We start from the raw sequence: 26,022 nt of genomic DNA on the forward strand, positions 1-26,022 counted from the left end.
AGGTTCAACAATCAAATGGCATAAATTATTATTTTTGCGTCTATGTCTGATTTAGCGATGCAAAATATCAATTACCTGCCGGGCGTGGGCCCGAAGAAGGCCGAACTCTTAAAACAGGAGCTTAAGGTTGCATCCTATGAGGATTTGCTCTACTACTTCCCCTATAAGTATGTCGACCGCAGTAAGTTCTATGCCATTCGCGAGGTCAATACCAAGCTGCCATACATTCAGGTGAAGGGACGCTTTACGTCGCTTAGTACTGTTGGAACAGGTCGCCAAAGTCGCATGACGGCGACATTTACAGATGGTACGGGTGTGCTAGAGCTCATCTGGTTTAAAGGGCATAAATACGTGAAGGAATCCATCAACTCAGAGGCCGAATACATTGTGTTTGGCAAACCTTCAGCGTTTAATGGCAGGATAAACATTGTTCATCCCGAGCTGGAAAAGGTGAATGAAGCGCAGGTAAAGATTTCATCGGCCCTGCAGGCTTTCTATAACACTACTGAAAAGATGAAGAAGGGCTTTCTGAATTCGAAAGCCATCAGTAAGCTGCAGCAGAATGTATTTTTATCGTTCCAGGGCAAAATATCGGAAACCTTACCAGCCAGCATTCTTGAGAAATATAAACTGCTGAATCTGCACGAATCACTTAAAGCCATTCATTTCCCGCCCAATCCGCAATTGCTGGAGAAAGCACAACTAAGGCTGAAGTTTGAGGAACTGTTTTACATACAGCTGAACATACTACGTCAGCGCAATCAGCGTACCAGTAATATCAAAGGCCATCTGTTTGGCACCGTTGGCCAGTACCTCAACGAGTTTTACGCGCAAAAAATACCGTTTGAGCTCACCAATGCTCAAAAACGTGTTATCAAAGAAATCAGGCGCGATATGGGCTCTGGCAAACAGATGAACCGACTGTTGCAGGGCGATGTGGGCTCGGGTAAAACACTGGTAGCCCTGATGGTGATGCTGATAGCGCTTGACAACCGCTTCCAGACCTGCCTGATGGCCCCGACTGAAATACTGGCCACCCAGCATTTTGAAACCATCAGCCAGATGGTGGAAGGCCTTAATATAAAGGTGGCACTGCTCACCGGCTCCTCTAAAAAGAAGGAGCGCGAGCTGATTGATAAGGACCTGCAATCGGGCAAACTACAGATACTGATTGGCACACATGCCCTGCTCGAAGATAAGGTGGTGTTCAACAACCTGGGACTGGTAGTGGTGGATGAGCAACACCGCTTTGGTGTGGCACAGCGGGCCAGGCTATGGCGCAAAAACACACAACCGCCCCATGTGCTGGTGATGACCGCTACGCCCATTCCGCGTACGCTGGCTATGACCATCTACGGCGATTTGGAGGTGTCGGTAATAGATGAGCTGCCGCCGGGACGTAAACCCATTGAAACGGCCCACTATTTTCATAACCGCCGCAACAACCTTAATAAGTTTATCAAGGGCGAGCTGGATAAAGGCCGCCAGGTGTATGTGGTATATCCGCTGATTGAGGAGTCGGAAAAAATGGATTTTAAAAACCTGGGCGAAGGCTATGAATACATGCAGCGCGTGTTTCCCGATTATAAGGTGAGCATGGTGCATGGCAAAATGCGACCGGCCGAAAAGGATGAGGCCATGCAGGAATTTGCTTCTAACCGCTCACAGATACTGGTGTCGACCACCGTGATTGAAGTGGGTGTGAACGTGCCCAACGCCTCGGTAATGGTGATTGAAAGTGCCGAACGCTTTGGCCTGTCGCAGTTACACCAGCTGCGTGGGCGCGTAGGACGTGGTGCCGAGCAAAGCTTCTGCATACTGATGACCAGCTACAAACTATCGGACGAAACGCGCAAGCGCATGGATATTATGACCCGCTCAACCGATGGTTTTGAAATTGCCGAGGCCGACCTTAAGTTGCGTGGCCCGGGCGATTTGGAAGGTACCCAGCAATCGGGACTGCCTTTTACACTGAAGATAGCCAACCTGGGCCGCGATGGCCAGATACTACAGTTTGCCCGCCAGGTGGCCGAAGCCATATTAAACAACGACCCCCTGCTCGAAAAACAGGAAAACTACATCCTGAACAAACAACTCAAAAAGCTGGCCAGCGAAAAAATGAACTGGAGCATGATTAGTTGATTGCTTATTCAGTTTGCGGTCAGTGGTCAGTAGTTAGTCCGAAGACCGCAGCCGGAAGTCCGTAGCCAGTGCATGGTGCTTAGTGCGTGGTGCGCATAAAAGATTGCAGCTTTGTTAGTACGCCTGGCATCCTCAATTATCAGCACCAACGATAACTCCGCCACCAAAGCCTCACAAATTATCAGCAATAAAAACAAAGAGCTGATAGTGATGGTGCCTGCATTGGCCCCCGGCGACTATGAGTTGCAGGAGGTGACGCAAGGCACCAATGGTTCGATACTGCTGAAAGAGCCCAGAACAGAGCAGCTGGATAGCATATTGAGCGTCCAATAAAATGGTTTTACTCCACAGACTTTTCTGTGCGGAGCCACAGAGTTTTCTGTGCGGGGCCACAGACTTTTCTGTGCGAGGCCACAGACTTTTCTGTGCGAGGCCACAGATTTTTCTGCGCGAGGCCACAAATTTTTCACTGAGCATTATGAAAACTAAAGCAGTATGCTGGTTTAAGCCCGGGAGGTGCAATAGGTTGACTGCCGACCCTCCCGGCTTTTTCATGTATTGACAGTAACTGCAACTGGCGGTATCAAATACATTACTAATCCGATGAACAAACTACTTACTTAACCATAATAATTCAAGAATAATTCCATATAGGAATGGACAATTGCATTTTTTGGGAAGCTTACATTTTGTCTTGTTATTTACCTATATTAGCATGATAAGTAGACAAAACACCTGAGCACAATAAAATGTATATGGACAAATTTATATACTATGGTGTTGTGTGCAAGTTAAACCAAGCGCTCCGTAAAAATTTATACAAGTATGCAAAAAAATAAAAAACACTACTTAATTGCGTCTAATGTAATTGGACTATTTATTGTTTTGGCAATCTTGTATTTTGACAATAAACAATCGCAGAAAGTTGAAATAATTAATAAAGGACTTAAGAGTAGACAAATATCAGGTATCATCTCACATGCATCTCAGAATAGAGGACTGACTACGCTTAAATTAAAGAATGACGAGATATTATACTTCTCCACAACGAGAAACTATAACCTGAATCCAAAAAATCTTGACGAATTTGTAATCAATGGGGATTCAATATTTAAGGAAAAGAATACGATGAAAATAAGAATATTTAGAGGTAAGAGAGTTTATGATTTTGAACTTGAGAAATCTTTAAATAATAAATAAAAACCAGCACACAACAAACCGTAATAGAGCATAAAGGGTGCAGCGCATCTTGGTCGGTCCGTAGCTTCGGCAAACATCGCCAAATCGATTTGGCATTAAAAATGAAAAGTTAAAAACAAATACAACGCTTTGGCTCCTCTCAATTTGGGAAGTTAAGAAGGTTAAATTCCTTTACGCTCCATACGGCAGGCCGTTGGGGTTAATTTGATGAAGATAACGACAACAATATTATTAAGCTTTTTTCTGCTAATTAGTGCTTATTCACAAAGTAAGGCTGACAGTATTGCTATTGAGTATTTCAAAAAGTTGATTCCATATGATTCATTGATGGCAATTCAAGATTTAAGCGAATCGAAGATTCAAATTCTGAAATTAAGTGGACTAGGTCATCTTGGGGAACCACTGAATACAAATGAAGAACTCGAACTTGTAGAACAACGATTCGGATTCAAGTTTATATTTGATTTTATCAAAGCTCCACATGACCTGGTTATTGAAAAACAAAAAGAATATAACAATCAGGTATATCGTTATCTTGACTCCTATTTACAAATAGATGCTCAAAATGAAATATCAATCGAACTTAAAAGACTTGCATTTGAAAGACTAGCATTGACAATCGAGACAGATAAACAATTAGCTAAACGAATTAAAAAGACTTTCAGAAAAGAATCCAATGAATTTAAAACTTTGCTCATTTCCGCAGACATTAAATACAGAGATAGGAAATTTAAAAGTGCACTTGAAGAATATGAGCAGCTTTTTAAACTTGCTCAAACTGAATCAGGACAACTTTACCTACAGACTTCTGAATATCACTGCAAAATGAATTTAGGTAAATATTCTGAAGCCTATGAAATGTTTATAGAGAGTCAGCAAATTAATAGAGTAGCAAAGAGAATAAAAACTAACCCCAACAAACCGCTATAGAGCCCTTAGGTTTGCATAGTCAAGGTTACTGCTACTGATTTTGTAGTTTAGTGGTAGTTAACCGGTCATCAGGAGTAAACTAGGCATAGTGCAAGGGGTGTGAACCTACCTTATGAATTAGACTTCTGATGACATGGCTTAAGATACCAGATAGAATCATAGGTAAAACCTAATAAGGGTGTTAGTACATAAAGCCATTGGTTAATCCATAAAACAATGGATCAACAGTATGAAAAAGAGCGTAGTTATTGGAATTGATTTCTCAAAGTTAACCCTGGATGTAACTTTTTTTAAGGTTGAACAACCAGATGCAAAACATTACCAGCAGTTTGATAATACTGAAGAAGGCTGTAAGCAAATTATTAAATGGATTAAGGATAGCTTTAGTAATTGTTCAGACTGGTTGATATGCGGTGAGTATACTGGCCTTTATTCAATGACTGCAGCTATGGTGTTTAACTCAAAGAGGATTGCTTTATGGCTTGAAAATCCACAGCAAATAAAACTCTCAAGTGGTATTAAAAGAGAAAAGAACGATAAAGTGGATTCGAATCAAATAGCAATGTATGCTCTTCGCTTTATGGATCGTGCTAAGCTGTACAAACCTAATGGTGATGTATTGCTAAAAGTTAGAGAATTAGTGCGATATAAAGATCGACTAACAAAGATCAGAACACAGATAGTTGTACCCAGCCATGAACTTAAGCAGGTAAGGAAGGAATGGAACGAGACTACATACATCTATAATCAGAGCGGAGAGATTATGAACGTGCTTGAGAAGCAAATCAAGGATATAGAAAGTAAGATGTTGGCGTTACTAGAAACAGATCCTGAGTTGAAACGACTCTACAAATTAGTTAACTCTGTAGTGGGTATTGGTATGCAGACAGCCATATACCTACTCATTCATACTTGGGGATTTACAGCGTTTAATACCCCTCGTCAATTAGCATGTTATTGTGGGGTAGCACCATTCTCGAAGCAATCAGGAACCAGTGTTAAAGGAAAAAACCAGGTCAGCCAAATTGCCGACAAGAAACTAAAGTCACTACTACATATGTGTGCGCTAAATGCAGTTAAATTTGACCCTTTTATGAAAGCTTATTATGAACGAAAAATGGAAGAAGGTAAACACAAGATGAATGTACTCAATAACGTTAAAAACAAATTAATATATAGAATATGTGCTGTTGTATCCTCCGGGCAAGAGTATGATAAAAGTTATTCTTTTCAACATGTTTATACCGCAGCATAATTTCATTAAATTTAAACCTTAAATTCTTGGATTAACCATAGAATTCATAAAGGGTACAGCTCAACTTGGTCGGTTTGTAGCTTCGGCAACCAGCGCCAAATCACTGATTTGGCTTTAGAAGTGAAAAGTTAAAAACAAATACAGCGCTTTGGCTCCGCTCAATTTGGAAAGTTTGTAAGGTTAAACTCCTTTACGCTCCATGCGGCAGGCCGTTGGCTGTAATTTAAAGAAACACATTGCATTAATGAAAAATATAGTATTAATAATATTAGGGCTTCAACTTAGCATACAAACTTTCGGACAGATTACACTTACAGAAAGTGAAATTGGCACTTTGACTGAGATTTGTAATCAATATAATGTCGGATTAAAAGAAAGTACGTTGTACGATTTAAAAGATAGTTCACCAGAAAGATTTAAAGGTTTTATTAACCAACTAATAATTAGCAAAGACAAACCGAAGAAAATATTGGATAACGAGATTCTGAAGAGACCAGCTCACGAAGAATTGATTTTTTGGTACGTGATTCGTGAATTTCATTATAATAACACCGAGCCAGACTCTTTACAAAAAACTCAAAGAGAGATAATTGACTGGATATTAAAAGACACCATTGATGAAAAGTGGCTATTGGACAATTACTACTATAGAATTTCAGGTCGATTAAAAAGCCTTTATAATAAAGCAAACTTGAGTAAGTATAACTTTGAAATTGACAAACTTGGATTTAAAAATGAAATAGAAAAGGCTATTTTCTTCTTCTTTGTTGTCAACTCTTGTGGTCAAAGACTTTCGATTATGAGAATGACTGGCAAAGGAGACCCTCAATCAGTAATTAAACGAATGCCTAAGATTAACGGTGATTTCTATTATAAATATCAGTGTTTTGATTATCAAGATTTCGATTGGATTGGATACAAAAAAAATGAATCTTACAACGAAAGACATTTAGGAAATTACTATTCTGTTCTGATTAATCATATGGAAATATTATTCGAGAATAAATTAGCAAAAGAGGCTCATGTGATTTTTGATAACTCTATTCTTTCAAGACCAGAGTATTTCAAATTCAGCGCAAATAAAGAAAGACTGGATAAGAATTATAAAATGATGAAACAATAAAAACTACAGCCAACACGCTAGAATAAAGCATATGGCGTTTCTAGCTTTGAGGAGGTTGAGTACGAATGTTGAACACCGCCAAATCTTTGATTTGGCTTTAGAAATGAAAAGATAAAAAACAAATAAAAGATTTGGCTCAGTGGCGTTTTGGGAGGTTTGGTTCGTAAAATCGCCATACGCTTCATCTAGCCAACCGTCAGACTGTCTAAAAACCTCCTGCACATAGAATCACGAGATCAGATATTTTGTATCTTCAGGTATGAAATACATCCAAGGCCAACACCGTTCCCAAATCCAGTTATTCACCCTCACGCTTGATGATGCTATTGAAGCCGATAATGAAGTCCGGCTGATAGACGCCTTTGTGTCACATCTTAAACTTGACGAGTTGGGATTTGATATGCAGGCTTGTGAAAACGGACGCCCCTGCTACCACCCGGGCGATTTGTTACGCTTGTTTATTTATGGGTATTTCAACCGTATCCGTTCGTCCCGTTCATTGGAGAAGGAATGCAAACGCAACATTGAACTGATGTGGCTGCTCAGGCAGTTGAAGCCCGACCACAATACCATCGCCAACTTCAGGCGCGATAATCCCAAGGCCATCAAACGGGTGTTTAAGGAAACGGTGCGGGTTGCCAAATACTTTAACCTCATTGGCGGTCAGCTTCTGGCAGGGGACGGCACCAAGCTAAGAGCTCAAAACAGTAAGAAGAACAACTTCAACCAAAAGAAGATTGACCGTCATCTGCAGTATATCGAAAACAAGCTGGACGAGTACAACCAGGCACTGGCTAAGGAGGACGGAGACTCAACACGGAAAAAGGAGCTGCAGGATGAGATTACGAAGCAAGAGCAACGAAAAGAGAAGTATCATAAGCTGGAAGCTGAACTAAAGGAAACAGGAGCAAAACAGGTGTCAACATCTGATCCCGAGAGTCGCCAGATGATTATTCGTAATAACATTACTGAAGTAGCCTACAATGTTCAAACCACGGTGGATGCCAGACACAACCTGCCTATCGACTATCAGGTAACCAACCAAAACGACAGTAAAGCGATGGGTAACATGCTAACAAGAGCGGTGGATATGATCGGGCATAACAACTTTACCGCTCTTTACGACAAAGGCTATCATACGGGAAGTGAGTTTGCGGTTGCTGCTAATTTGGGAGTAGATGTGCTGGTGGCTATTCCGGCAACGCCTAAGAACTCACAGGCGCCTGACCCGGCTTTTAATGTTGAGCATTTTAAATATGAACCAGACCTGCATACCTATACTTGCCCTGCAGGACAGATTTTAACCACCAATGGCCGATGGCACAAAGCCAATCGCGGTGGCGATTTCCAGCTATTCAGAACACCAGCCTGTAAAGGATGTGCAAGCAGAGCCCGGTGCACCAGCGCCAAAATCAATGGGCGTATTATCCGGCATACTGCCGAGAATATGTATGTAGTTGCCAACAAAGCACGCGTAGAGGCTAACCCAAAGCTCTACAAACGCCGGCAGGCCATTGTGGAGCACCCTTATGGCACCATCAAACGCCAATGGGGCTTTGATCATATCATCACAAAACAGTCGCTAAACAGAGCCAGTGCTAATGTAGGACTGATGATGACAGCCTATAACCTTCGTCGCATCATTAACATTCTGGGGATGGATAGCTTATTGAGTGCATTAATGCTCTTTATTTCGTTTTTTAAAGGCAAAAATGTACATAGAAACATCATCGACCCTCTCAATCTCATAAACGATTATTTGAACGGTAGCTTAACTGATATTTTCTGTTCACAAAAAATAAACTTAGTTTTAAACATAAACACGGTGGCTTGTAAAGTTTTTAGACAGACTGCCGTTGGTACCCATTGAAATGAACATGACTGCAAAAACATTTTTTATAGCCATATTACTCTTCGCTCAAATTGGATTTGTGAGTGGACAAGATAATGTAGACACTGAAGAAATGGTTGGTTTTGCCTGTTACTTTGGAGGACAACCATCCAAGACAGTTAAAAAAGTGACTAAGAAACTTAAAAACAGAAGGTACAAAGCAATTAAGAGCATGCTTACCTCAGACAATAATGCAGAACGTTATATGGCTGTAATTGCATTAGAAAAATTGCATGACCTAAAAGCAATAAAACTTTATGACATAGATTACGAAAACATTGACGTGATAAAGAATTCAAATGAATTGGTTTCAATCTGTTCAGGTTGTTCTTCTTTTTACAAGACTGAATTACACAGACTTTTTGAACCAGACATGAAGAATTTTGCTAGTAATTGGCTGAATTATAACTTTAAAGACTTTAAGAAATAAACAACAGGTACTAACACGCCGCAATAGCGCATAGCAGGGTGTTGCTGTTTTTGGCCGGTGGTTATTAAGAAAATACGTAGAGATATTGTGGAAATTAACAATAAAAAAATAATCAAAATAGACGGTAAGCTTACAAAGCTTGCTGAAAAAATATCCAGGTATGAGAAAATAAGAATGCCATTCACTACAATTGTTAGATTAAAGAAAAAGCATGCTGAAATAAATACCGAACTTAATAGATTAATAACTCGTCGCTTACTAATTGAAAACAATAACTTTAATAAATTAGCAAATGAAAGTTATAAACTCTTAAAGAACGGTAGCCTTAAATTCAAAACTACAGCGCAACAAATGTCTGCAACTGGGAATCATACTACAGAATTGAGAGGTCGGTTACATAGGAATGGTCACATTTACTGTGATGTAAAGAAAACAAACTTTCCGATTTTAAATTTTTTCTCAGAATATTCATTTCCATCTTCCTTTGAAGGGAATATAGATTGTTTAGGTAATGTTATTTTGAAAAAAAGTGCTACAGATTATGCTCTATTCAAAAGAGTTCCAACAAAATTAGAGGGAGAAATTACAACCAATGGAAGAATACGAGTAAACGCTACAGAATGTGACCAAGATTGGCTTTTTAGAGGAAAGCATGTAATATCTCAAATCATTAGTGAATATGCATTCAAGGATATCATTACAGAGAATGAATTCTTTGAAAATAAAAAGAAATTAGAAGATATAATACACAACTTTAAGCAAGAAATAACGAGCCACTAACAACCCACAATAAAGCAAATGGAGTCCACCTCGTTATAGTAGCCTGGTGGCTAAAACCTCCAACGTCAAAGACTGATATATCAACTACATAATAGGCATATACAATATTCATAGTTTTGCAATTAACCTAAGTAAACGATAGAAACAGATACAAACCAACCTAAATGTATATATAATGGAGCCAGAAAAAACATGGTATAACAACACTAACAGAGACCATAACTTTGTGGTATATAATGACCATAAAATTTACAGATTAAAAGCAAAGCCCGAAAATCATCACCATATTAACAGGGAGCTAAGTGTGGGCTCCATCAACCAAAACTTTATTGCACTGCCAATAAGTTATATTAAAAGGATAGAGTATCGTGCTGATGACATTAATCTCCGGATATTTTACGGAAAGAACTCTGAAGATGAAATTAGAATCAGCCAGCCAAAACTGCGGGAAGACATCTTCTTGTATTTAAAATCAAAAACCAAGCATGCGAAGTTTGAAGTTGACACCCCAGGCTTACTAAAAAGGATTAGAAAGCCGCTAATTGCATTGTGTGTTGTACTTGGCATTTTTCTTTACGTCATGTCTGTTGTCAACGGCATGAACGAGGGCTACGAATATGAATTGAGTGGTGGCCGGCCTGGTATTGGCGCTATTGTGTTAGTAATGGCCAGCTTAGGTGCAGAAGCAAATATTCTCATCTTTAGCTTACTTTCTCTTATTGCTGGTATTGGCATCTTTGTAAAGGGTAAAGATAATAGTGAAATCCATCGAATAGTGTATCGATAATTGGGTGACAACATAATTAAATAGCATAGATGTAAGCACAATCGTTATAATCCACTGTAACGAAAATCAATACACCAATAAGCCAATTCAACCAGCATTAAAAACACCTATGCTACCAGCCACTATTTCCTGGTGTTTTCTTATTTTTGCTCTACACAAAAATTAAAAACACATCGTATGAGCACAGTGAAAAATGGCTATGAGTGGGCAAAAGAATTACCCTATGCCGTTACGGTATGCGACACCGAAGGCATCATCATCTATATGAATGACAATGCCACCACTACATTTGCCAAATATGGCGATAACCTGATTGGGCGCTCCTTGTATGAATTTCACGCCGAGCGTTCTTCAGCAATGATTCGCCAGATGCTGGCCGAAGGCTCATCCAACTCCTACACCATTGGCAAGGCAGGCGTCAAAAAACTAATACATCAATCGCCCTGGCACCATAATGGTGAAGTAGCCGGCCTGGTGGAGCTATCGATTGTAATACCACAAGATATGCCCCATATCAACAGGGAGGCATAGCTCTCATTACCTTTACGCTATAAGAAGTGGTAATAAGCCGCATCCTTGCCATACTAATGGTACTGCCATGTTGCCTGGCTACAAATGCACAAGGTATAGATGCATCTCAAAAAGTTAATGCCTGCACCTGCGACTCATTAGATGGTCAACAGGTACTTTTAGTAGCCCAAGAAATGCCTGTATACCCGGGAGGTAAAGCGACATTTTCAGCTTACATAGCAAAACACCTTGCTATCCTTAATACCAATAAACCCCCGCTCACCCGGGTTGATATCTGTTTTCTAATTGACACATGCGGCAGGGTGCGCAACGCTACCATCATGAATGTGAATAGCATTGCTAAACGGCCACCGCCTGAAACAAATATTCTGGATGTCATTAACTCAATGCCACGCTGGAAACCTGGCAAACAAGAAGGCAAGGTGGTACCTGTAAAATATATAATCCCTATCAGGATAGATCTGCAATAATACAGTTAATGGTAATAATGGGCGAGCCACAGCAATGCAAAACTCCCTTAACACTCAGCGGTATTTAAGTTAACCTTCCTTTGACTCAATACTTTTTTCGAGTAGTAAACCGCCCTTGTACATACCCTTCAGAAACGGATGAATGTCTTTACCTAGTTTACTCAGACTATATTCAACCTTAGGTGGCACTTCAGCAAACACTTTTCGTTCAATCAATCCATCTTCCTCCAGTTCTTTAACTGCTTGCTTAACATGCGTTCACTGATATCAGTTAATAGCCTAACCAATTCGGTATATCGCTTATGCCCCTGAGAAAGATGCAAAATTATTGTGCCCTTGCGTTTACCTTTAACGGCATTGATAAATGTATCTATCGGACAGTAACTTTTTTCCATTTTTTTCTTTGTTCAAGCAATTGATAATCAACAAAACGGCAATAAATGTTCGTAAAGGAACATTTCGTAAGTTATTGATATCTAATTTATTTATACTGAATTTTGTGCAAAAATAAAAAATAAACAGCTTAAGCATGGAAAATACTACGAAGACTTTCAAAGCATTCAGGGTTGAAGAAACAGAAAACGGGCAGTTTAAAGCATCCATCAAAGAAATAGAAATGGAAGAGCTAGCTAATGAAGAACTATTGGTGAAAGTGCATTACAGCTCATTAAACTATAAAGATGCCTTATCTGCCTCGGGCAACAGAGGTGTTACTAAAAACTATCCCCACACCCCTGGCATTGATGCTGTTGGCATAATCGAACAATCAAATAGTCAGCTTTTCAACTCTGGTGAACAGGTAATTGTGACAAGCTATGATTTGGGTATGAACACAAATGGCGGATTTGCCGAATATATTAAAGTACCTGCTTCATGGGCCATTAAACTACCTGAGCAGCTGAGTATGAAAGAAGCCATGATTTATGGCACTGCTGGCTTAACAGCAGGTATTTCGGTTTTACGATTAGCAGAAAAAATACATCCTTCAAATGGACAAATCGTTGTTTCGGGGGCTACTGGCGGAGTAGGTGCGCTGAGCGTGGCTATTTTGGCAAAGCTGGGTTATGATGTAACGGCCATAACCGGCAAAGCTGCTGAAACAGATTACCTGATGAAAATAGGCGCTAAAGAGATCATCCTGCGCAGCGAGTTTGAAAAACTTAATAAAAAACCGCTTTTAAAACCAACTTTTGCTGGTGCCATTGATACAGTCGGAGGTACTATTCTGGAGAATATGATTAAGTCCGTCCAGCCTATGGGAGTCATAACTTGTTGCGGAAACGTGGCTTCTCCAAAACTTGAGCTCACCGTATTCCCCTTTATATTAAGAGGTGTTTCATTAATAGGAGTCGATTCGCAAAACTACCCAATGGATGAGAGACAAAAGGTATGGCAATTATTAGCCAATAAATGGAAACCAGCACAGTTAATGGATAACTGTCGTGAGATAGGTCTGGAAGAACTGCCTGAAAGCATTCATCAGATACTTAATGGGCAACTAAAAGGCCGCACTGTCATTAAAATTGCATAACACATACCACCATTGTCCGGCGTAGAATTGCTCTACCCCGGACAATATCCACACTCCTCATCATATTAAACACTTGACTTTAAGCCACATTAGCCATATATTGCCTGCCATCCACCTGTTTCGCCCGGCTGATAGCCAATACATCTTACATCCTCAATTCCGTTTACTAACTAAAACAACAAATTATGCGAACATCAACAAGTATTTTGCTGGTGCTTCTTTTGGTTGGATTAAATGGGTATTCACAAAAGAAAAATGGCACTATCTATTCGGAACATGAGGCAATTAACAAAGTAGCAGACCTCTGGAAAGCCTTTGAATCTGGCGAAAAAGATACATACATGGATTATTTTGCCGATAGCGTGATGATATTCAGCCATGGCAAAAAGCTGCCCTGGACAAAAGCGAATATTGGTAAGAACTACGACTGGTGGCACAAAGAGTTTGTCAACATTCAATTCAGAGATGCCAAGCCAGCTTATCCTGATGCATTGGAGTATAAAGAAGCGGGTGTGTGGGTGCAGGATTGGGTGATACTAACAGCCCGAAACATTAAAACAGGCATCAACGTCCATCTCCCTATCCACCGTTTGTACAGTTTTAATAAAGATGACAAAGTAACCTCAGTGCACTGGTACTATAACAATGATGTATTTGAAGAAATCCAGAACAGTCATACCACACAAAAGAACGGCGTAGCATACATTAACCACCCTCATATAATTACCACCCGAAAGGTAATGAACGCATTCATTGATCATGACTTTGAACTGTGGGCCAGCTTCTTTAATCCCAAGGCCATACTGGGGCATATTGCTTTTAAAACGGGAGAATATCAAACCGTTGATGAGAAAAAAGATATATTAATGAAGACCTTTACACCCGACAAAAAATTCCATATTGAGCAACAGGGCTACCCTGACTGCATCTATTATGCCAAGGATGACGTCTACGTGGTTTACTCGTGGTGGAATATGACCATCAAAAAGAACGGCGAAAAATATACTTTCCCATTTATGCTATCTCATACTTTTGATGCGGACGGCAAAATTGTGAATGAGATGATTTATGGCAGCAGCAACCACATGGAAGATTGGTAATAGCGATATCAAACTACAACTAAGGTATATAAGAAAAGCCCCGGCAAGTTCGGGGCTTTTCTTATATCTGTTACTTAAGACCTATAGATTTCTCAACAGGTAATCTGCTTTCATTTTGTAAAGGTGATTCCTCACGTTGCCACCGTAGATGCTGTGGTTACGATTCGGGTATGCAAACATATCAAACTGTTTACCGGCCTGCACCAGGCGATCTACATACTCCATCACATTTTGGTAATGCACATTATCATCTGCCGTACCATGAATCAGGAATAGACGACCACTTAGATTATCTACATGGTTAATAGGACTGTTATCATCGTACCCACTGGCATTCTCCTGAGGTTTGCGCATGTAACGCTCGGTATACACCGAGTCGTAGTAACGCCAATTGGTAACCGGCGCCACTGCAATACCTACTTTAAACACATCGGACTTGCTCAAGCACAGCGACGACATGAAACCACCAAAGCTCCACCCCCAGATACCAATGCGCGAAGCATCGACATAATCCAGTGAACCAAGGTATTTAGCCGCCTCAATCTGGTCGTCAGACTCCAATTTACCCAGCTTCATATAGGTACACTTACGAAATTCTTCACCACGGGCTCCGGTTCCACGCGGATCAACACATGCCACCATATACCCTTCAGCCGCCAGGTATTGCTCCCAGCCTATGCTCCATCGGTCGAGCACCTGCTGCGAGTTAGGCCCACTGTACTGCACCATCAGCACGGGATATTGCTTCGTAGCATCAAAATTCAATGGCTTCACCATCCAGCCATTCAGCTGAACGCCTTCGCCGGTTTTGAAGCTAAAAAACTCTTTTGGGCTAATTTCATACTGAGCCACACGCTCCTTCAGCGCCTTATTATCCTCTAACACACGTATCTGCTTACCTTTACCATCGTGCAAAGTCACCAGTGTAGGAGTTGTGGTATTCGACAGGTAGTTGATATAGTATTTAAAACCCTTGCTGAAAGAAGCGCTGTTAGTTCCTTCTACTGTCGAAAACTTAATTTGCTTCTTACCATCGTTACGAATGGCATACACCTCGCGCTGCATTGGCGACTTTGCCGCTGCCTGGTAGTAGAACATTTTGGTTTTGGCATTGTACCCAAGATAATCGGTTACATCCCATTGACCACTTGTAATCTGGCGCACCTTGCGGCCTGCCATGGTATACAGGTAAATATGATTGTAGCCATCCATCTCGCCCACATACACGAAGTGTTGTCCATCTTCCATGAATTGCAAGTTATCCAGCACATCCTGCTCAATGTAACGTTCATTTCTATCGGTAAATACCGTATTACAAACGCCGGAATTCGTGTTGGCAATCATTAGTTGCAAATAATTCTGATGACGATTCATTTTAATGATGCCTAACTTACCTTCTGTTTTGGTAAAGCGCACACGTGGGATGTAAATATCGGTTTCTTCACCAATATCCATGGTTTTTGTGGTGCGGTTTTTAATATTAAATACATGCACACTCACCACTGAATTGTCTTCACCGGCCTTAGGGTACTTAAACTTATATTGTCCCGGATACAGGCTATACTCTTCATTGTTTGGGTAAGACGCCTGATACACAGGGAAGGCAAATTCCTTCACATTGGACTCGTCAAAGCGGATAAAAGCAATTTCCTTACTATCTGGTGACCAGTCGTAAGCTTTATTAAATCCAAACTCTTCCTCATACACCCAATCAGGCATACCATTAATAATTTTGTTGTACTCGCCATCGGTGGTAATGGCACTTTCTGTACCAAACTTTAATTTAGCCAGGTGCAAGTCATTATTACGTACAAAAGCTACCATTTCTCCATTGGGCGAAAAAGAGGCAATCTGTTGCTTACCATTTTCCGACAAAGGTTTTAGCTCATTGTACTGAATATCGTATACATAGTAATTGGCTTTAAACGAGTGACGGTAAATATACTCAGCATTGGTGTAGATAAGAATCTTTGTTTCATTACCGTTAAATTCATATCCTTCGATGCGTTTGATATCATACTCACCTTTCATCTCCTTCTCAAGATCAAAAACTACGGCCACCTGCTTACCAGTTGCATACTGATATTTAACAATGCGCTTCCCCTCTTCCAGTGTGGTATAATGTATGCCATCGGTCATTGAACGCAAGCCGCGAACCGAGCGGGCATAAAATGTTCCATCGCGCGTAATATTATCTAACGAAACCGTTTGTTTTTGCGCCTGCATTGCCAACGAAAACAGCAATGTGGCCAGTAAAATACTTAAGTGCTTCATTTGTAAATTATTTATACTTTATAACTGTTTCAAACTACAAGAATGTCAAAACTAACAAATTACCCAACTATAAAACAATGGGATTTGACAGCATTTACTATTTCAGGGTATTATTACTAAAAAAAAGCATCACGCTTCTTAGCTTTCACGCCTTTTATTTATCTTTGCATGTTTTTTAAAATCTAAGCAATAGTAGCATGATAAAAATTACCTTTCCGGACCAAAGTGTCAGAGAGTTTGAAGCAGGCGTAACTGGTTTAGAAATTGCGCAGAGTATTAGCTCACGTTTGGCTAAAGAAGTTTTATCTATTACGGTGAACGACACCTTAATGGATCTGACGCGCCCTATTACCACTGATGCCAGTATTAAGCTGCACAAATGGGAGGATGAAGAAGGAAAGCACGCCTTTTGGCACTCTTCGGCTCACCTGATGGCCGAAGCTATCGAGGCTCTTTATCCTGGTACTAAATTTGGCATTGGCCCAACCATTGAGAACGGTTTTTACTACGATATAGATACGGGCGATAATGTTATCAAAGATTCAGATCTACCCAAAATAGAGAAGAAATTTAAAGACTTAGCCAGTCAAAAACTGGAGTATGTGCGCAGTGAAGTATCTAAAGCAGACGCCCTGAACTACTTCACTGATAAGAATGATGAATACAAACTGGAGCTGATCAATGAATTAGAGGACGGCACCATTTCATTCTATAAACAAGGTAACTTTACGGACTTATGCCGCGGCCCACACTTGCCTTCTACTGCACCAATTAAAGCTGTAAAGCTATTAAGCGTTGCAGGTGCATACTGGCGAGGTGACGAAACGCGTAAACAGCTGACGCGTATTTATGCCATCTCATTCCCTAAAGCAAAAATGCTGGAGGAATACCTGGTAATGCTGGAAGAAGCCCAGAAGCGCGATCACCGTAAGATTGGTAAAGAACTGGAACTGTTTGCTTTCTCGCAAAAGGTTGGCCAGGGACTGCCTCTATGGTTACCCAAAGGCGCCAAACTGCGCGAGCGTTTAGAAAACTTCTTGAAGCGCGTACAGGTTAGATACGGTTATGAACCTGTTATTACACCGCACATTGGTAATAAAGAGTTGTATGTTACTTCAGGCCACTATGCCAAGTATGGAAAAGACTCGTTCCAGCCAATTAACACGCCGGCTGAAGGCGAAGAGTTCTTGTTGAAACCAATGAACTGTCCTCACCACTGTGAGATTTACAAAACAAAACCTCGCTCATATAAAGATCTGCCTATCCGATTTGCAGAATTCGGTACTGTTTACCGTTACGAGCAAAGTGGCGAATTACATGGATTGACAAGGGTACGTGGCTTTACTCAGGATGATGCGCACTTATTCTGCCGTCCCGACCAGCTGAAAGATGAGTTTAAGAAAGTAATCGACATCATTTTATACATCTTTAAGGCACTAGACTTTAAAGACTATGTAACACAGGTATCATTGCGCGATCGTGAGGATCACTCTAAGTACATTGGAAGCGAGGATAACTGGAATAAAGCAGAACAAGCCATTATTGAAGCTTGCGAAGAAAAAGGCATGAACACCATTATTGAATATGGTGAGGCAGCCTTCTACGGACCAAAGCTTGACTTTATGGTAAAGGATGCATTGGGACGTAAGTGGCAGCTGGGCACTATCCAGGTGGACTACAACCTGCCCGAGCGCTTCGAGCTGGAGTACATTGGCAGCGATAACCAAAAGCATCGTCCGGTGATGATTCACCGCGCACCTTTTGGTAGTATGGAGCGCTTTGTAGCGGTTCTGATTGAGCACACAGCCGGTAAGTTTCCATTGTGGTTAACACCTGAGCAAGTGGTGATTCTGCCTATCAGCGAAAAATATAATGATTACGCAGAAAAAGTTTTAAATTTCCTAAATAATTCCGATATTCGTGCCGTTCTAGACGACCGCAACGAAAAGATCGGTAAGAAGATAAGAGACAACGAGTTAAAGCGAATTCCATACCTGCTGATTGTTGGAGAAAAAGAAGCTGAAGAAGGAAAAGTTGCTGTTCGTAAGCAAGGAGAAGGCGATAAGGGCGCAATGCTTCAGCAAGATTTTGTTGATTTCATCAATCAGGAAGTGGAAAAAATGCTTTCGGAGATCGAAAAATAAATATTAATTAATCAAAGGAGGGTTTAACAATAGCTAGACCAAACAGAAGGCATGTGCGTCCCGTGAAACAGGAGCCTGCCCACAGAATTAACAGAAACATAAGGGTGCCGCAAGTTCGCTTGGTAGGTGATAACATCGAGAATCCAGGTGTATACCCTACAATGGAGGCCATTAAAATTGCTGATGAGTTGGATTTAGACTTGGTGGAGATTTCACCAAACGCTGATCCACCAGTTTGTAAGATAACGGATTACCAGAAATTCCTTTATCAACAGAAACGTAAGCAAAAGGAACTAAAAGCCAAAGCTGTTAAAGTTGTTGTTAAGGAAATTCGTTTCGGACCTAATACTGATGATCATGATTATCAGTTCAAATTAAAACATGCTGAAAAGTTTCTGAACGAAGGAGCAAAAGTAAAAGCCTACGTATTCTTTAAAGGTCGTTCGATCTTGTTTAAAGATAAAGGTGAAATTCTTTTGTTACGCTTCGCACAGGATCTGGAAGAAATTGGCAAAGTAGAGCAATTGCCTAAACTGGAAGGTAAACGCATGACAATGTTTATCGCACCTAAGGCAAGTGCTAAGAATAAGTAGTTTATTTTTTATAACTAAATATATAGGAATAATGCCAAAAATGAAGACAAATTCCGGTGCTAAAAAGCGTTTTACGATTACCGGAAGCGGAAAAATCAAGAGGAAGCATGCTTTCAAAAGTCACATCTTAACTAAGAAGACTACAAAGCAGAAGAGAAATTTGACCTATGCTGGCACTGTTCACAAAGCTGATGAAACAAACATCAAGCTGTTATTGAACATGAAGTAATTCGAATTTCAAGAGAAGGAAACGATTTTTTTAACCAGAGTGAATTAGCTGAAAGATTCCCGAAGGGGGCGCTAACCATTCGAAAATGATTTTAAAATGCCAAGATCAGTAAATCATGTAGCGTCAAGAGAAAGACGCAGAAAGCTTTTAAAGCAAACCAAAGGTTACTTTGGACGTAGAAAAAACGTATGGACTGTTGCTAAGAATTCATACGAAAAAGGATTGCAGTACGCATACCGCGACAGAAAGAAGAAAAAGAGCAGCTTCCGTGCATTATGGATTCAGCGTATCAACGCAGCAGCTCGTTTGGAAGGTGTATCATACAGCAAGTTAATGGGTATGTTGCACGCACAAAACATTGAAATCAACCGTAAAGTTCTTGCTGACCTGGCAATGAACCACCCGGAAGCTTTCAAAGCTATCGTTAAGAAAGCAACTAACGCTTAATTTATACTTAAGCCAAGATACAGAAGGAGACCAATTGGTCTCCTTTTTTATTGTTTAAACTTTAAGGTTCATACATAATCACTATCTTGTGTGCCCATTTTACAAGTTATGAAGCATCTGAACCTGACTACACAAATTGAAATATTCGACTCATTAGATGAGATAAACTCCACAGAACAAGCATTAGTTAATGCAGCCAAAGAAGCCTGCCTAAAAGCATATGCTCCTTATTCTGAATTTAACGTAGGTGCAGCTGTATTACTGGAAAATGGCCAAATAATCACCGGCAGCAACCAGGAAAATGCAGCCTACCCATCGGGGCTATGTGCCGAACGCACAGCCATCTTTTATGCCAATGCTCAATACCCCGATACTCCCGTTACTTCAATAGCTATTATAGCGATGAATAAGAATGGGATTCTTGAAAATCCTGTAGCGCCCTGCGGTGCCTGCAGACAAGTATTACTGGAAACAGAATTGCGCTATAAAAAGGCCTACGATATACTACTGGTTGGTCAATCATCTATACAAAAAATAAAAAGCAGCAAAGATTTGCTGCCTTTATCATTCGTTGGTGAAGGACTGATAAAGTCCAAAGCTCGAAGCCCGAAGTCCGAAGACTAACGTTTACCCATTCACATTACGGAATTCCTTCCACAAGTTCTCTGTATCTGGTGTAGAAGCAATAATAGTGATTGGTTCTTTCTTAACCGGATGTTCAAACTCAATTTTGCGGGCATGTAGCGAAATACTGCCATCCTTGTTCGAACGCGGGAAGCCATATTTGAGGTCCCCTCTTATGGGGCATCCTATTTTTGCCAGCTGACAACGAATCTGGTGGTGTCTGCCTGTTTCCAGATCAACTTCCAGCATGTAATAATTCTTTAAACCAGAGATTAATCGATAATTAAGAATCGCTTCTTTGGCGCCTGCTCTTGGCTTTGGAAAAGCATAAGACTTGTTCTTTTCCGAATTTTTCAGGATGTAATGGACCAACCGGCCACTATCCTCCTCCGGCAGCTCAGCCACCAAAGCCCAGTAGGTTTTCTTCACCTGCTTATCCTGAAACATCTTATTCAGGCGACTTAAAGCCTTACTGGTGCGTGCAAAAAGCACCACCCCGCTCACGGGCCGGTCTAGCCGATGCACAACCCCAAGAAATACATCACCTGGCTTGTTGTATTTCTTTTTGATATAAGCCTTTACTTTATCATTTAAAGTCTCATCACCTGTTTTATCTCCCTGCACAATGTCTGAAGAAGACTTATTAACAGCAATGATATGATTGTCTTCGTATAATATATCCAGTTTACTCATTTTTATAGCCTTCTGACTGCTTACAGCCAATTACATTCAATATTCATTTAACTTGCAACTCAATGTACTGCATTACTAGTACTGCTCACGTTCATTAGGGAAATCCACTGTTTTTACATCGTCAATGTAATTGCCAACAGCCCCTTTTATTTCAGCAAATAAGTTATGGTAACGACGTAAGAATCGCGGTGAGAACTCCTGATTGATGCCCAGCATATCATGAAGCACAAGCACTTGTCCATCGACCTGATTACCTGCTCCAATACCAATCACAGGTATCTTTACCTGACTGGCAACCTGTCCGGCCAGTGAAGCTGGTATCTTCTCCAGTACGATTCCAAAGCAACCGGCCTCTTCAAGCAGGTGAGCATCTTCAATGAGCTTCTTGGCCTCCTCTTCCTGTTTAGCCCTAACTGTATATGTACCAAACTTATGAATAGACTGTGGTGTTAGTCCCAAGTGCCCCATAACGGGTATACCAGCACACAAAATGCGGTGAACTGATTCCAGAATCTCTTTTCCACCTTCCAGTTTAACAGCATCAGCTGCTGTTTCTTTCATAATACGTATGGCCGATGTCAGTGCCTCTTTGGAGTTGCCCTGATAAGTACCAAAAGGCATATCCACCACAACTAACGAACGTTGCACAGCGCGCACCACCGATGCACCATGATAAATCATCTGATCAAGGGTGATAGGTAATGTTGTTTCCCAACCAGCCATAACATTTGATGCCGAATCACCCACCAGAATGACGTCCACACCTGCACTGTCAACTATTTTCGCCAATGAATAATCATAAGCCGTAAGCATGGCTATCTTCTCTCCACGCATCTTCATTTCACTCAACACATGAGTGGTTACTTTCTTGCGTCTTTCCTGAGCAACTGACATAGTTTATCTGTTTTAATACCCGCTGCGAGTAGTTTTATTTTATTACTATTTTTTGCTGCATAGCAAATATTCTGCAACTGACAGCTTGCAAAGTTAATAATTTGTTACGAGCCAAGCGACTCTTAAACATCGTAAAAGGTTAAATAATCATGCTCTCCTTTAATTGACCTGCAGAAATATTTTATGGGATATTTTGGACTTTCAAAAACCGAATAAGTAACTTTTCACAATTACAGTGAGTGACAGAAGTTATGTAATAATCTGTATATTTATCAACATCCATTTGAGATAAAAATTTGACATTTGCCATCCCATTAAAAACAACACACATGTCTACCACCAAACAAGATGCCTTGCAGTACCACGAAAACGGACGACCTGGCAAAATTGAAGTAATTCCAACCAAACCTTACAGTTCGCAACTGGACCTCTCATTAGCCTACTCACCCGGAGTAGCAGAACCCTGTAAAGAAATTGAGCAAAACCCAGACGATGCCTATCGCTACACCGCCAAAGGTAACCTGGTGGGTGTAATTTCAAATGGCACAGCTGTATTAGGCCTAGGCGATATTGGCGCCATTGCCGGCAAACCTGTAATGGAAGGTAAAGGGCTGCTGTTTAAAGTTTTTGCCGATGTAGATGTTTTTGACATTGAGGTAGATGAAAAAAACATTGATGACATGGTTAAGGTCATAAAGGCCATTGCTCCTACTTTTGGTGGCATTAACCTGGAGGACATTAAGGCGCCTGAGTGCTTTGAAATAGAAACACGTTTACAAAAGGAATTGAATATCCCGGTATTTCATGACGATCAGCATGGCACTGCCATTATATCGGCAGCAGGCCTGCTTAACGCTTTAGAAATAACCGGAAAAAACATAGAGAATATCAAAGTAGTGGTTAATGGAGCCGGGGCTTCAGCTATTATGTGCTCCAAACTCTACATAAGCCTTGGTGTAAAGCGCGAGAATGTATGGATGCTTGATAGTAAAGGACTGATGACCAAGAAGCGATCAGATCTAAATAAATACAAAATAGAATTCGCACAAAACAGTGAGCTTACTAAACTTGAAGAGGTCATCAAAGGAGCCGATATGTTTTTGGGCCTATCCAAAGGCAATATCCTTAATAAATCAATGGTTCAGAGCATGGCTGATAACCCGATTGTTTTTGCACTGGCTAACCCGGTACCCGAGATTAGTTATGAAGAGGCTATCTCTGCCCGTCCGGATGTGATTGTAGCCACCGGTCGCTCTGATTATCCAAACCAGGTTAATAATGTTCTTGGCTTCCCGTTTATATTCAGAGGTGCCCTTGATGTTCGTGCCAAGGCCATTAATGAAGAAATGAAGAAAGCAGCAGTATATGCTCTGGCCGAACTAGCCAAAAAAGATGTACCTGACAAAGTGAATGCAGCCTATAAAAGTCAGAATCTGATTTTTGGTAAAGAATACATTATACCCAAGCCACTTGACCCCCGCTTAATAACCGAAGTTGCACCTGCTGTGGCTAAAGCAGCCATGGAAACAGGTGTAGCGCGTCTGGATATTGTTGACTGGGAGCAATACAAGATTGACCTGATGAAACGTATGGGGATATACAATAAGCTCATCCGAGACATTAGAACACGTGCCAAGTCCGACCTAAAACGCATCGTATTTTCTGATGCCGATAACTTTAAAGTATTAAAAGCTGTTGAAGTAGTGCGTTCGCAAAGCATTGCCGAACCAATTCTGCTGGGCGATAAGCAAAAGATTGAAGAGATTGCCAGTGAGAACAACCTCAACATTCTGGATCTTGAAATAATTGATAATAAAGCACCCGAACAAGCAAATAAGCGTAAAGAATATGCTGATATCCTCTACCAAAAACGCCAGCGAAAAGGTCTTAATATGGAGGGAGCACTTTACCAAATGCTCGATCGCAACTATTATGGCATTATGATGGTGGAAACCGGAGATGCTGATGGTTTTCTTGGAGGTTTCTCAAATAAATATGCAGAGACAATAAGACCAGCACTACAAATAGCCGGCACTAATAATACACTCAATCATATTGCTGGCATGTACATAGTCATGACCAAGAAAGGGCCCTATTTCTTTGCAGACACCACCGTCAATTACGAACCTACTGTGCGCTCTCTGGCCGATACCACCCTGTTAACGGTTAACGAAGTGCGCAAATTTAATATTGAGCCTGTAGTGGCCATGGTCTCGTACTCTAATTTTGGTTCCACACGCAAAGGTAGCCCACTTAGGGTGAGAGAAGCAGTCGGATACCTCCATGAAAACTACCCGAATTTATTGGTAGATGGTGAAATGCAGGCCAATTATGCCTTTAATGCGGAACTTAGAGCCAGCCGTTTCCCCTTCTCTAAACTGGGAGACCGAGAGGTAAATACAGTCATCTTCCCTAGCCTCAGTTCAGGAAACATTGCTTATAAGATGATGAATGAATTAGGTCAGGCGGAGATAATTGGCCCCATTCTTTTGGGTATTCGTAAACCTATTCATGTGCTGCAGCAACAATGCTCGGTACGTGAAATTGTTGACATGGCAGCGATCACAGCGGTGGATGCTCAAACAAAAGAAGATAAGATAATTGAACTATAGCAAAATAAAAGCCCTAAAGAAAAATCACTTTAGGGCTTTTTTATAATACTAGTCGAGTGTCTTAAAACTACTTTCAATCTCACACGAAACACGTGCCATAACTTCATCAAATGCATCGGTTCCGTTAATTTCAATCACATCATGAATCTCGCGGTACTTATCTATTACGGGCACCGTCTTATCCTGATGTTCCTGCAAACGCTTAACAATTTTCTCTGTGCTGGTATCGTAAGGCATACAAGCATCTGTCTTGCTCCTGTTATCCAAACGCCTGATTAGCTCAAGGGTATCCACCTTTAATTCAATAACCTTATTAATGATGGAATCGTGCTTCTGAAGAATACCGTCTAAAATATAGGATTGCACCAGCGTACGCGGGTATCCCTTAAAGATAAAGCCCTTAGCCTTCTTAGACTGCTCTATCTTTTTCTCTATCAGCTGAATCACCATTTCATCGGGCACCAGCTGTCCATTTTCATACAACTCCTTAGCCTTCAAGCCCAACGGTGTTCCTTTACCAATTTCCTCATCAATCATATCACCGGTTGACACAAACTCCAACTTATATTTTTCAGCAATGGCTTTGCCCAGTGACCCACGACCTGAACCTGGCGACCCGAAAAGCACAATATTAACCTGTTTCTTCTCAACGACCTTATTAACAGCCTTTCGGATATCAGAAGTCACCTTTTTTATTTTCTGCACACCATTAACCGCCACATAGTTTCCCTGCTCCTTATAAAAATCCAACACAGGCCTGGTTTTCTCGGAGTACTCACGTAAGCGATTGCGTATGACCTGTTCATTGTCATCCAGACGCCCTGATGTTTCGCCCCTCAGCAATAAACGTTCAACCGATATTTCCTCTGGCACTTCCACACTAATCAGCAAATCGAGCTTGGTATGAAGCTTAATCATCAACCCCTCCAGTATGTAGGCCTGCACAACTGTTCGTGGAAATCCATCAAATAAAAAACCATTGGCATCCGGATTATTTTTAATGGTTTTCTCTATTATCTGCACAATGATTTCGTCGGAAACAAGACCTCCTTGCGCAATAATATGTTTGGCCTGAAGTCCTAACTTGGATTCCTCGGCCAACTCTTTACGTAAAATATCACCCGTTGAGATATAAAACAGGTTGTACTTTTTAATTAAAAATTCTGATTGAGTTCCTTTACCGGCACCAGGGGGGCCAAACAGAGCAATGTTCAACATAGTTTTAGCATTTTTGGATGTACGTGATTAAAATTGAGCCACTTGAATATATTAATTAAATATGAAAAGGACAAACAGCTCAATACCACCTTGCATCAGCCAGCTATACTTAATAAACTACCCT

Annotated in this window: 24 protein-coding genes and 1 pseudogene; 20 read left to right on the plus strand and 5 right to left on the minus strand. The window is 40.8% G+C overall.

Annotated features, from left to right (window positions below; all coding sequences use genetic code 11):
- Positions 1–42 precede the first annotated feature (42 nt).
- The 12 genes from recG (at position 43) to KEM09_RS10675 (ending at position 11,539) form a co-directional block, all read left to right on the plus strand.
- A complete protein-coding gene (gene recG, locus KEM09_RS10620; protein WP_212228173.1) occupies positions 43–2,142 on the plus strand; it encodes an ATP-dependent DNA helicase RecG in 2,100 nt (699 codons plus the stop codon).
- A gap of 111 nt (positions 2,143–2,253) precedes the next feature.
- The gene (locus tag KEM09_RS10625; RefSeq protein ID WP_212228175.1) at positions 2,254–2,475 is read left to right on the plus strand and encodes a DUF4469 domain-containing protein; all 222 of its coding nucleotides are present in this window, start codon (positions 2,254–2,256) and stop codon (positions 2,473–2,475) included.
- A 492-nt stretch (positions 2,476–2,967) separates the two neighbouring features.
- On the plus strand, positions 2,968–3,342 hold the full coding sequence (locus tag KEM09_RS10630; protein WP_212228177.1) for a hypothetical protein: 375 nt from the start codon (positions 2,968–2,970) through the stop codon (positions 3,340–3,342).
- A 207-nt stretch (positions 3,343–3,549) separates the two neighbouring features.
- Entirely contained in the window at positions 3,550–4,272 is a 723-nt protein-coding gene (locus tag KEM09_RS10635) for a hypothetical protein (RefSeq protein WP_212228179.1), read from the plus strand.
- A gap of 229 nt (positions 4,273–4,501) precedes the next feature.
- Positions 4,502–5,527: an IS110 family RNA-guided transposase gene (locus KEM09_RS10640; protein WP_212228181.1), complete on the plus strand. Its 1,026-nt coding sequence runs from the start codon at positions 4,502–4,504 to the stop codon at positions 5,525–5,527.
- A 244-nt stretch (positions 5,528–5,771) separates the two neighbouring features.
- Positions 5,772–6,650 carry a hypothetical protein gene (locus KEM09_RS10645; RefSeq protein ID WP_212228183.1) on the plus strand — a complete coding sequence of 293 codons (879 nt, stop codon included), beginning with the start codon at positions 5,772–5,774 and terminating at the stop codon, positions 6,648–6,650.
- A 259-nt stretch (positions 6,651–6,909) separates the two neighbouring features.
- Positions 6,910–8,520 carry an IS1182 family transposase gene (locus tag KEM09_RS10650; protein ID WP_212228185.1) on the plus strand — a complete coding sequence of 537 codons (1,611 nt, stop codon included), beginning with the start codon at positions 6,910–6,912 and terminating at the stop codon, positions 8,518–8,520.
- A gap of 7 nt (positions 8,521–8,527) precedes the next feature.
- A complete protein-coding gene (locus KEM09_RS10655) occupies positions 8,528–8,971 on the plus strand; it encodes a hypothetical protein (protein ID WP_212228188.1) in 444 nt (147 codons plus the stop codon).
- Positions 8,972–9,058: 87 nt separating this feature from the next.
- Positions 9,059–9,751: a hypothetical protein gene (locus tag KEM09_RS10660; RefSeq protein WP_212228190.1), complete on the plus strand. Its 693-nt coding sequence runs from the start codon at positions 9,059–9,061 to the stop codon at positions 9,749–9,751.
- 175 nt (positions 9,752–9,926) lie between these two features.
- Complete coding sequence (locus KEM09_RS10665; RefSeq protein WP_212228192.1) at positions 9,927–10,538, plus strand: hypothetical protein; 612 nt, start codon at positions 9,927–9,929, stop codon at positions 10,536–10,538.
- Positions 10,539–10,715: 177 nt separating this feature from the next.
- Positions 10,716–11,069, plus strand: a complete 354-nt coding sequence (locus tag KEM09_RS10670) for a PAS domain-containing protein (RefSeq protein ID WP_212228193.1) — start codon at positions 10,716–10,718, stop codon at positions 11,067–11,069.
- A gap of 26 nt (positions 11,070–11,095) precedes the next feature.
- Positions 11,096–11,539 (plus strand): energy transducer TonB, encoded by a 444-nt coding sequence (locus KEM09_RS10675; protein ID WP_212228195.1) that lies wholly within the window; start codon positions 11,096–11,098, stop codon positions 11,537–11,539.
- Positions 11,540–11,608: 69 nt separating this feature from the next.
- Here KEM09_RS10675 and KEM09_RS22125 read toward each other — a convergent pair.
- Positions 11,609–11,934 (minus strand): annotated as a pseudogene (locus tag KEM09_RS22125) (winged helix-turn-helix transcriptional regulator).
- A gap of 134 nt (positions 11,935–12,068) precedes the next feature.
- Between KEM09_RS22125 and KEM09_RS10685 the strand changes: the two are divergent.
- Both KEM09_RS10685 and KEM09_RS10690 read left to right on the plus strand, forming a co-directional pair.
- On the plus strand, positions 12,069–13,070 hold the full coding sequence (locus KEM09_RS10685; RefSeq protein ID WP_212228197.1) for a YhdH/YhfP family quinone oxidoreductase: 1,002 nt from the start codon (positions 12,069–12,071) through the stop codon (positions 13,068–13,070).
- A gap of 185 nt (positions 13,071–13,255) precedes the next feature.
- A complete protein-coding gene (locus tag KEM09_RS10690; protein WP_212228200.1) occupies positions 13,256–14,170 on the plus strand; it encodes a nuclear transport factor 2 family protein in 915 nt (304 codons plus the stop codon).
- Positions 14,171–14,251: 81 nt separating this feature from the next.
- Here KEM09_RS10690 and KEM09_RS10695 read toward each other — a convergent pair whose 3' ends face one another.
- Complete coding sequence (locus KEM09_RS10695) at positions 14,252–16,444, minus strand: S9 family peptidase (protein ID WP_212228202.1); 2,193 nt, start codon at positions 16,442–16,444, stop codon at positions 14,252–14,254.
- Positions 16,445–16,641: 197 nt separating this feature from the next.
- On the opposite strand from KEM09_RS10695, the gene thrS reads away from it, so the two are divergent.
- The 5 genes from thrS to cdd all read left to right on the plus strand — a co-directional run bounded on the left by thrS (position 16,642) and on the right by cdd (position 20,481).
- Entirely contained in the window at positions 16,642–18,588 is a 1,947-nt protein-coding gene (gene thrS, locus KEM09_RS10700) for a threonine--tRNA ligase (protein WP_212228204.1), read from the plus strand.
- Positions 18,589–18,650: 62 nt separating this feature from the next.
- Entirely contained in the window at positions 18,651–19,181 is a 531-nt protein-coding gene (infC, locus tag KEM09_RS10705) for a translation initiation factor IF-3 (RefSeq protein WP_342344004.1), read from the plus strand.
- Positions 19,182–19,221: 40 nt separating this feature from the next.
- The gene (gene rpmI / locus KEM09_RS10710; protein ID WP_425305778.1) at positions 19,222–19,410 is read left to right on the plus strand and encodes a 50S ribosomal protein L35; all 189 of its coding nucleotides are present in this window, start codon (positions 19,222–19,224) and stop codon (positions 19,408–19,410) included.
- Positions 19,411–19,506: 96 nt separating this feature from the next.
- Entirely contained in the window at positions 19,507–19,857 is a 351-nt protein-coding gene (rplT, locus tag KEM09_RS10715) for a 50S ribosomal protein L20 (RefSeq protein ID WP_212228208.1), read from the plus strand.
- Positions 19,858–19,947: 90 nt separating this feature from the next.
- Complete coding sequence (cdd, locus tag KEM09_RS10720; protein ID WP_342344002.1) at positions 19,948–20,481, plus strand: cytidine deaminase; 534 nt, start codon at positions 19,948–19,950, stop codon at positions 20,479–20,481.
- 3 nt (positions 20,482–20,484) lie between these two features.
- Here the strand turns inward: cdd and KEM09_RS10725 are convergent, their stop codons facing one another.
- Both KEM09_RS10725 and panB read right to left on the minus strand, forming a co-directional pair.
- Entirely contained in the window at positions 20,485–21,174 is a 690-nt protein-coding gene (locus tag KEM09_RS10725; protein WP_212228210.1) for an RluA family pseudouridine synthase, read from the minus strand.
- A gap of 75 nt (positions 21,175–21,249) precedes the next feature.
- Positions 21,250–22,068, minus strand: coding sequence for a 3-methyl-2-oxobutanoate hydroxymethyltransferase (gene panB / locus KEM09_RS10730; RefSeq protein WP_212228211.1), 819 nt, complete (start codon positions 22,066–22,068; stop codon positions 21,250–21,252).
- A 329-nt stretch (positions 22,069–22,397) separates the two neighbouring features.
- On the opposite strand from panB, the gene KEM09_RS22015 reads away from it, so the two are divergent.
- The gene (locus KEM09_RS22015) at positions 22,398–24,680 is read left to right on the plus strand and encodes an NADP-dependent malic enzyme (protein ID WP_212228214.1); all 2,283 of its coding nucleotides are present in this window, start codon (positions 22,398–22,400) and stop codon (positions 24,678–24,680) included.
- Between the two features lie 48 nt (positions 24,681–24,728).
- On the opposite strand, the gene KEM09_RS10740 is transcribed toward KEM09_RS22015, so the two are convergent.
- Positions 24,729–25,898, minus strand: coding sequence for an adenylate kinase (locus tag KEM09_RS10740; protein ID WP_212228216.1), 1,170 nt, complete (start codon positions 25,896–25,898; stop codon positions 24,729–24,731).
- Positions 25,899–26,022 lie beyond the last annotated feature (124 nt).

Origin of the sequence: Carboxylicivirga mesophila (genome assembly GCF_018271975.1) — a bacterium.
GTDB classification, from domain to species: domain Bacteria; phylum Bacteroidota; class Bacteroidia; order Bacteroidales; family Marinilabiliaceae; genus Carboxylicivirga; species Carboxylicivirga mesophila.